The 8,131-nt window shown below is 35.0% G+C and carries 7 protein-coding genes; all 7 read right to left on the bottom strand.

What is annotated here, in order from left to right:
- Positions 1–342: 342 nt before the first annotated feature.
- On the bottom strand, positions 343–936 hold the full coding sequence (locus E1171_RS13020) for a DUF937 domain-containing protein (RefSeq protein ID WP_155206443.1): 594 nt from the start codon (positions 934–936) through the stop codon (positions 343–345).
- Positions 937–1,145: 209 nt separating this feature from the next.
- On the bottom strand, positions 1,146–3,926 hold the full coding sequence (polA, locus tag E1171_RS13015; RefSeq protein ID WP_155206442.1) for a DNA polymerase I: 2,781 nt from the start codon (positions 3,924–3,926) through the stop codon (positions 1,146–1,148).
- A 252-nt stretch (positions 3,927–4,178) separates the two neighbouring features.
- Positions 4,179–4,754: a carboxymuconolactone decarboxylase family protein gene (locus E1171_RS13010; RefSeq protein WP_222931494.1), complete on the bottom strand. Its 576-nt coding sequence runs from the start codon at positions 4,752–4,754 to the stop codon at positions 4,179–4,181.
- Between the two features lie 57 nt (positions 4,755–4,811).
- The gene (locus tag E1171_RS13005) at positions 4,812–5,390 is read right to left on the bottom strand and encodes a TetR/AcrR family transcriptional regulator (RefSeq protein ID WP_155206441.1); all 579 of its coding nucleotides are present in this window, start codon (positions 5,388–5,390) and stop codon (positions 4,812–4,814) included.
- Positions 5,391–5,493: 103 nt separating this feature from the next.
- Positions 5,494–6,447, bottom strand: coding sequence for a pyridoxal-phosphate dependent enzyme (locus tag E1171_RS13000; protein ID WP_155206440.1), 954 nt, complete (start codon positions 6,445–6,447; stop codon positions 5,494–5,496).
- A gap of 121 nt (positions 6,448–6,568) precedes the next feature.
- Positions 6,569–7,153, bottom strand: a complete 585-nt coding sequence (locus E1171_RS12995; protein WP_155206439.1) for a DNA-3-methyladenine glycosylase I — start codon at positions 7,151–7,153, stop codon at positions 6,569–6,571.
- A 232-nt stretch (positions 7,154–7,385) separates the two neighbouring features.
- Positions 7,386–8,018 carry a hypothetical protein gene (locus E1171_RS12990; RefSeq protein WP_155206438.1) on the bottom strand — a complete coding sequence of 211 codons (633 nt, stop codon included), beginning with the start codon at positions 8,016–8,018 and terminating at the stop codon, positions 7,386–7,388.
- Positions 8,019–8,131 lie beyond the last annotated feature (113 nt).

Below are 8,131 nucleotides of genomic sequence, written 5' to 3'. Positions count from 1 at the left end.
GGCTACTGCAAAATAAAAAACAATTTTAGAGGAATTAAAACAAAAAGAAATTATTTAGAAATAAAGAAAATAAATATAAACAAGGATAACTGGTATTATTTTTTTTGTTTAACCTATAAAAATCATTAAATATTTTTTAACCAAAAAAACACCTTCTTTAAAAAGAGAATTATTACTCAAATCACGTTTGAAACAATCTTATATCTTTCGGTAAAAGAAGAACTTAACAAAAAGGTTTCGAAAGGAATAGCCCAATTTATATTTTGGATTTCCATTGAAAACCATAAAAAAACGACTAGAAAGTCCAGTCGTTTTTATAATATTAAAATTCAAACTTTTACATCAAGCAGCTCTCTTAAAAAGACCTCCCAAAAGCTTTAAAGCATTATTTCTTGGAGTGTTAACAGGTGAACGCTCACTTATTAACTGTTTTACCTCCTTAAAATCTATTTTGGAATCCTGGCAAGACTCTTGTGCAATTTGCTGAACTAACCGACGAGTTTCATTAGGACGTAAACCTTTTTCTTTTTTTTCTTTTCCTATAAATCCTAAAACTACAGGGGCAGCTATATCAAATAAATTATGGATTTCCTTGGGCTTTAAACCTGATTTTTGACTAATATAACCTTCAACTTCTGGTCTTGTAGGCCCCAGGACATGATTCACAATTCCTTCTCCCTTTTTTGTATCGGGTTTTTTAAAATAAGCGTGAATATTTTTTAACACACTCCCATCATGATCTCGAGTTAATGCATGATCTAGATCTTCCACTCCTTGTGGTGAAGAAGTATTTGTAGCCAGAGCACCGAGTAGGGCTGGAACAACACTTTCTAGTCCATTTCTTGCATCGTCTTTATTAACTCCTACTTTTTGACTAATTTGATTCAAATCCTCATCATTAACTTGCGATCGCAGTTGATTCAAAATATGTTCCATAGTGAAAAAATGTTTTGCTAAAAATTGAACAGCTTTTAATCGAATGCCTACTAGCTGTCAGGCATACCTTTACCTTTTTAGAAAAACAATCTCAGGCACATAAGGGGTTCCGGGGAATTTATGAATGGTGAAGGGGGAGACATGAAGAGTGGATTTCTTAAAGGAAAATAGTAACATTCCTACATTCCACTCTTCATTTTTAATTAACTCTAGTGTGCTTCCAGCCAGTTTTGCCCAAAGTCAATGCCAATTTCCATAGGAACATCCAATTCAATAGCATGCTTCATAAAATGCTCTACTTTTTTCTTCATCAGGTCTTTTTCCTCTTTATGCACATCAAAAACCAATTCATCATGCACTTGCAAGATCATACGGGAACGAAGCCCTTCTTTTTCCATCCATTGGTGAATATCTCGCATAGCCACTTTTATCATATCCGCAGCACTTCCTTGAATAGGAGTGTTAATAGCGTTACGTTCGGCAAATCCTCTTATGGTATTATTTCTTGAATTAATATCTCTTAGATAGCGTTTTCGCCCTAAGATAGTCTGAACATATCCTTTTTCTCGAGCATCATGAATCACCTGGTCCATATAAGTCTTCACTCCAGGAAATTCCGAGAAATATGCCTTAATTATGGCTGAAGCTTCTTTCCGGGGAATAGAAAGCCTTTCCGATAAACCAAAAGCTGAAATACCATAAATAATTCCAAAGTTGGCCGTCTTTGCTTTTCGACGCATATCTCCATCTACCTGCTCCAATGGCACATTAAAAATTTTGCTGGCAGTAGTGGCATGAATATCTCTTTTATTACGGAAAGCTTCAATCATATGCTCATCCTGAGCAAAAGCAGCCATGATCCTCAATTCAATTTGAGAATAATCAGCCGCCATCAAGATGAAATCCTCGCTTCTTGGCACAAATGCCTTACGTATCAATCGTCCTTTTTCCGTTCGAACAGGAATATTTTGCAAATTAGGATTCGTCGAACTCAAACGACCTGTTGCAGTTACGGCTTGATTATAAGAAGTATGAATATGCTGATCTTTGGCACTGATCAAAGCAGGAAGGGCATCCACATAGGTAGACTTCAATTTCTGCAGCTCCCGAAAATCCAAAATAAGAGAAGCGATTTCGTGTTTATCTGCTAATTTAGAAAGGATTTCCTCACCGGTCGCATACTGCCCTGTTCTCGTTTTTTTGGGTTTTTCTACCAGCTTTAGCTTTGAAAAAAGAATCTCTCCCAATTGTTTTGGAGAGGCAATATTAAATTCTTCTCCAGCAATTTCATAAATTCTCTTTTCAATTTTACTGCTTTCTACAGCTAATTCTTCGGATAGCTCCTTTAAGGCTGCAGTATCTATTTTTATCCCTTCATACTCCATGTTGGCCAGAACATTTACTAAGGGTGCCTCTACCTCTTGCAATAGCTTTTGTAATCCCTCTTTTTCTACCTGCGGGGCAAAACATTCTTTCAACTGCAAAGTAATATCAGCATCCTCAGCCGCATATTCCTTTACTTCCTTTACAGGAACATCCCGCATACTAGTCTGCTTTTTCCCTTTCTTACCTATCAAAGTTTCAATAGATACCGGCTGATATTGCAAGTAATTCTCAGCTAGCACATCCATATTATGCCGGGATTCAGGCTCCAGCAAATAATGGGCAAGCATGGTATCAAATATTGATCCCTTTACTTGAATCCCATAATTTCGCATCACCAATAAGTCATACTTTATGTTTTGTCCTATCTTTTGAATATTGGAATTTTCAAAAAACGGTCGAAATTGCTCCACAACCTTTTGTGCTTCTTCCTTATTTTCCGGAACTGGAACATAATAAGCCTTGTTTTCTTCCACCGCAAATGACATTCCCACCAATTCTGCTTCAAAGGCATCTAAACTTGAAGTCTCCGTATCAAATGCAACCTCCTTATTCTGCATCAAATAAGAAACAAGCTTTTTATGCTTCTGCTCACTATCTGCAAGGTGATATTCATGAGGAGTGTTTTGAATAGTTTTTAGAATTTTGCCTTCTTTCTCTTCTTTTTCAGTAGAAACCTCCGTTGTTTCAAACATAGACATTTGAGCATTTGAGGTTACTTTACTATTCACCTCAAAAACCCGCTTCAGTAAGGTTCTAAATTCGAGCTCCTCAAAGATTGCCCTTAATTTAGGTTCATTCGGCTCTTGATAACCTAAAGTTTTCGGATCAAAATCTACTGGGACATCCGTATGAATAGTAGCCAATTCTTTGGATAAAATTCCCTGCTGACCAAATTCTATTACTTTCTCCTTTTGTTTTCCTTTCAATTGATCAGCACCATTTACCAAATTTTCTACTGTTCCAAATTGACGTAATAATTTGGTAGCTGTTTTTGGACCTATACCAGGAATTCCAGGGATATTATCAGCAGAATCTCCTTGTAATCCCAATAAATCCCTAATCTGATCTACTTCATCCAAATCAAATTTTTTCAAAACTTCCGGAACGCCTAAAATATCCACCGCATTTCCCAGATAAGCAGGTTTATACAGATAAACATGCTCCTCTACAAGCTGTGCATAATCTTTGTCAGGGGTCATCATGAATACTTCATAACCTTTTCTTGCGGCCTTTTTAGCAATAGTCCCAATTACGTCGTCTGCCTCAAACCCCTTAACCTCCAAAACCGGAATATTGAACGCTTTTACAATGTCTTTGACAATAGGAATTGCAGTACGGATATCTTCTGGTGTTTCTTCCCTATGGGCTTTATATTCAGGAAAAACCTCATGCCTGAAAGTTGGTCCAGGAGGGTCAAAAGCAACCGCCAAATGGGTAGGATGTTCTTTTTTTATTACTTCCAAAAGGGTATTAGTAAATCCCAGAGCCGCACCTGTGCTCTGCCCTTTTGAGTTTATTCTCGGATTCTTACTGAATGCAAAATGGGCTCTATAAATCAAAGCCATAGCATCAAATAAGAAAAGTTTATTTTCAGGTTTACTCATAATGTAAAGGTAAAAATTTGAGCGTAAATGAAATGTAAAATTAAAAAGTGTTTTACATTTCAGGAGATCTTTATTCCAACTTCTTTAGAAAAGATAAGATTCAATTAACTTTGGTCAAACATCATTCCCAATATAAAACAAAAATGGGCCCAGCTTCCTAGAAACTGGACCCACAACTTAAAGTTTATCTTTTTAAATCAGAATTTTAAATTAAACTTTTTAATTCCACAGGTTTGGTCAAAAAAAGAAAATCTATTTTGACCACTCTCTTGAGCTAAAGGCTGGATCTACGGGTGTATTTGCAATATGATTAAAATAATTACTAAAGGTTTTAACTCCAATTCCTGCTACCACCCCTAAAATGTGTTCTTGAGAATAACCAGCCTCTAGGAAATCACTTATTTCTTCTTCTGATACATTCCCTCTTTTTTCTACCATTATTCGGCTGAATCGACTTAAAGCGCCCAACTTACCTTCTACTTCATTTCCAGCCCTTATGGCATCCGTAATTTCCACAGGAACCTTTGACATTTTATCAGCAATAAAACTATGGGCTGCTACACAGTAAGTACATTCATTTTCATATGCTACTGATAAAAAAATGATTTCTTGCTCTTGGGGAGTAAAACCAGAGTTTTCTCTAAAGGTCTTGTAAGATTTAGTATAAGCATCCAATAAGGCAGGATTATTAGCCATTAAACCATACATATTTGGGATAAATCCCAATCCTTTTTGCGTTTCAGCTAATACCTCACTGGCAACCTTCGGAGCCGATTCTACTGTTTGTGCTATAAGTGTCATGATTTTACTTTCTGTTTTTGAATCCATAATATTAAGTTTTTATTATTATTTCTAACCGATCGCTTAGTTATAGGACAAAAAAATTTATACAATACTTTTAAGGCTCATCTCAACAAAATCGTCTAATTTTTCCTTATCCAGAATCTTTGCCGTAACAGCAAGGCTTTGGGAACATCCCACCAAATAGTTGGCATATTTTTTCAAATCAGCTTCCTGACCTATTTCATTTCTTTTCTTTGCTTTTTCCAGCAAAATCATAAAAGTTTCCTGCAAAAAATCATAAAACCCTTGTAACTGAATTAAGGTGTCTCTGTCTTTTGAACCTAATTCCATGGCACTATTGGCCATTAAACAGCCATTCGTGGCTTCTTCAGATTTTACGTTATCAATAAATTGATTAAAAAAGGTTCGAATATCACTTAAGTGCCCCTCAGATTTTATTAAGATGTTTAGGAAGTTCTCTTTTACAAAAAAATTATACTTTTTTAAAGCTTCAATAAATACTCCGTGCTTACTCTTGAAACTTGAATAAATAGAGAATTGATTGATACCCATTTCTTTTTCCAAAGTACGGATTGAAGTAGCCTCATAACCATTCTGCCAAAAGGTTTTCATAGCCTTTTCTAAAACTTCATCTATATCGTAATTTTTTTTTCTAGGCATTTAATTTCTTTTCTCTTACAAAACTAAGCATTTGCTTTGATATAAAAAAATAACGAATATTTTTCTAAAACATTATAAAACTCTCTAACATACAATGGGTCAATTAAGATATCATGGGTAAAACGTCCTTTAAATCAACATTGCCCCCACTAACAATTAGTCCTGTTCTCTTTCCTTTAAATTTTTCCGGATATTTTAATATTACTGCCAATGGCACAGCTGAAGAAGGCTCAATAATAATTTTCATTCTTTCCCAAACTAGCCGCATGGCCTGAATAGTCAAGGTATCATCCACAGTCAAAATATCATCAACATAATTTAGGATAATTTCAAAAGTTTTGTCTCCTAAAGAAGTCTTTAAGCCATCTGCAACCGTATTTGGATTAACCACCGGTTGAAAAATTTTAGAAGAAAAAGACTGAAAAGCATCATTTGCTCCTTCTGGTTCTCCCCCAATAACTTGAATGTGGGGTGCCAGATATTTTACAGTTAGGGATGTCCCACTTAACAACCCACCTCCACCTACAGGAGTGATCACAACATCTAAATCCTTAATTTCTTCCAAAAATTCCTTTGCAGCAGTAGCCTGTCCACAAATAATATTGTAATCATTATATGGAGGAATAAAAATAGCACCAGTTTTTTCTACTACTATTTGCAAGGTTTCTTCCCTTGCCTTTAAGGTAGGTTCACAAAGAATTACTTCAGCCCCATAACCCAAAACCGCATTTTTCTTTACCTTAGGTGCAGAGTTTGGCATGACAATATAGGCCTTTACCCCCATATTTTTTGCAGCTAAAGCCAATGCTTGGGCATGATTTCCGGAAGAGTGAGTAGCGACTCCTTTTTCCAATTCTTCCCTATTTAATCCTTGTAGGGCATTCAGGGCTCCACGGAATTTAAATGCTCCCACTTTTTGAAAATTCTCACACTTGAAAAAAATATCCGCACCTGTTATTGCATTAATACTTTTGGAGGTTAAAACAGGAGTTTTATGAATGAATGGAGAAATATTTTGGTGGGTATTCTCAATATCTTCTAAAGTAGGGATTGCCATAAAAAATTATAAAATAGATAATCGAAAAATTGCTTCAATCCTTAATAAGGATGAATCGAGCATAAAATAAACTAATTCATAAACCCAAATGATACGTTTATCATTAACTGAAGTTTTTACATTAATTGGCCATTTTAACCTCAACCAATTCCTTATACCGAAAACAATTTATGGTATGATCATTCACTAGCCCACAAGCCTGCATGTATGCATAAATAATTGTGCTGCCCACAAATTTAAAACCCCGTTTTTTTAAATCTTTACTTAAGGCATCTGATTCAGGTGTTGTTGCGGGTACATCATTTAAACTTTTCCAGTGGTTTACAATGGGCGCACCTCCCACAAAACTCCAAATATAAGTATCGAAGGAGCCAAATTCTTCCTGGACTTTTATAAACTGCTTCGCATTATTCACAACGGAGCGGATCTTCAATTGATTTCGAATAATGTTGGGATCTTTAAGTAATTCTTGAATTTTAATCTCATCATACAGTGCAACAGCCTGCACATCAAAATCTGCAAATGCTTTTCTATAACCTTCGCGTTTTTTTAAAACTGTACTCCAACTTAAACCAGCTTGAGCGCCCTCTAAAATTAGAAATTCAAAATGTATTCTATCATCATGTACAGGTACTCCCCATTCCTCATTATGATACTGAATATATTCGTCAAAAGTATCAGCTGCCCATTCACAAATATTGTCCATAGATTTAAAACGTTTGATTTAGTCAATAAGAAAAAATTATGAATAAAAATAAATTATTGAAAAACTATCACCTAACACCTTAATAGTCCGAATACAATTTTACAACTCATTATTATTGAGTTGTAAAATTGTATGGGTGTTAAACCAAAAAAACACGAGACCTTTAAAATCAGACATTCGAGTTAACAATTAGCAAAATCTCAAATACCCGACACTTCTCTTTTTCTATATTTCAGGCAATCAAATACCAAAAATCTAATTTCATTGTTTCCACTTCTGCCATATCTAACATGGGTTGACAAATAGGATTCCCTACATATCCCGAACAAATCTCTTTTGTTTTACCCAAAGTTTTTCCAAGGGTAACTTCAGAATATAGGTTATCCGCTATTGTTCCAATAAAGTGCTCTTGGGTATTTTCAAATTTAGACAAATAATTATTCTCAATACGGTCAGAAACCTGAACTAACTTTTCAAAGTTTTTCTGTTCTTTTAACTTAAAGGTACCACATTCTAGGCATGAAAAGTGATCTGGAATTCTAAAATCTTCTTTATTTATAGTATGAAAGGCCATCTCTACTGTACCCTCTTCAATTAGGCTAAAAAATTTCTGAGCCTGTGCATTTTGATGAGCTTCCTTCTCCAAACATTTAAAACTTTCCATGTCCTTTGCGAATATTACATTGGCATACTCATTATGGAAATTTCTTACTAAGGCATGAAAAATTACTCCTTCCTGCCTTGCCAAAAAGACAGTTTCGAATTCAAGCACTGCTTTTATTAAATCATCATCCGATATATTTTCCTTCTTCTTAAAAGTTGTGAATTCCATCACATTCGGACTATTTCCATTTACTCTGATCATATCATCTTCAGTTTTAAAATTAATGGTAGGACAAAAGTAAACGGGGGTGGTGACAACCTTATGTCAACTAGCTTTGAGAAAATTTATATGGGTTACAAAAAAATTTTCCTTAC

The organism is Xanthovirga aplysinae (assembly GCF_009711365.1).
Classification (GTDB): domain Bacteria; phylum Bacteroidota; class Bacteroidia; order Cytophagales; family Cyclobacteriaceae; genus Xanthovirga; species Xanthovirga aplysinae.
Note: the sequence above shows the minus strand (reverse complement) of the source record. Positions and strands in the feature narration are given on the sequence as shown.

Bases quoted from the DNA above. Each gene is read 5' to 3' on its own strand.
- E1171_RS13005 (WP_155206441.1), bottom strand. From the start codon at position 5,390: ATGCCTAGAAAAAAAAATTACGATATAGATGAAGTTTTAGAAAAGGCT.
- E1171_RS12995 (WP_155206439.1), bottom strand. From the start codon at position 7,153: ATGGACAATATTTGTGAATGGGCAGCTGATACTTTTGACGAATATATT.
- polA (WP_155206442.1), bottom strand. From the start codon at position 3,926: ATGAGTAAACCTGAAAATAAACTTTTCTTATTTGATGCTATGGCTTTG.
- E1171_RS13010 (WP_222931494.1), bottom strand. From the start codon at position 4,754: ATGGATTCAAAAACAGAAAGTAAAATCATGACACTTATAGCACAAACA.
- E1171_RS13020 (WP_155206443.1), bottom strand. From the start codon at position 936: ATGGAACATATTTTGAATCAACTGCGATCGCAAGTTAATGATGAGGAT.
- E1171_RS13000 (WP_155206440.1), bottom strand. From the start codon at position 6,447: ATGGCAATCCCTACTTTAGAAGATATTGAGAATACCCACCAAAATATT.
- E1171_RS12990 (WP_155206438.1), bottom strand. From the start codon at position 8,018: ATGATCAGAGTAAATGGAAATAGTCCGAATGTGATGGAATTCACAACT.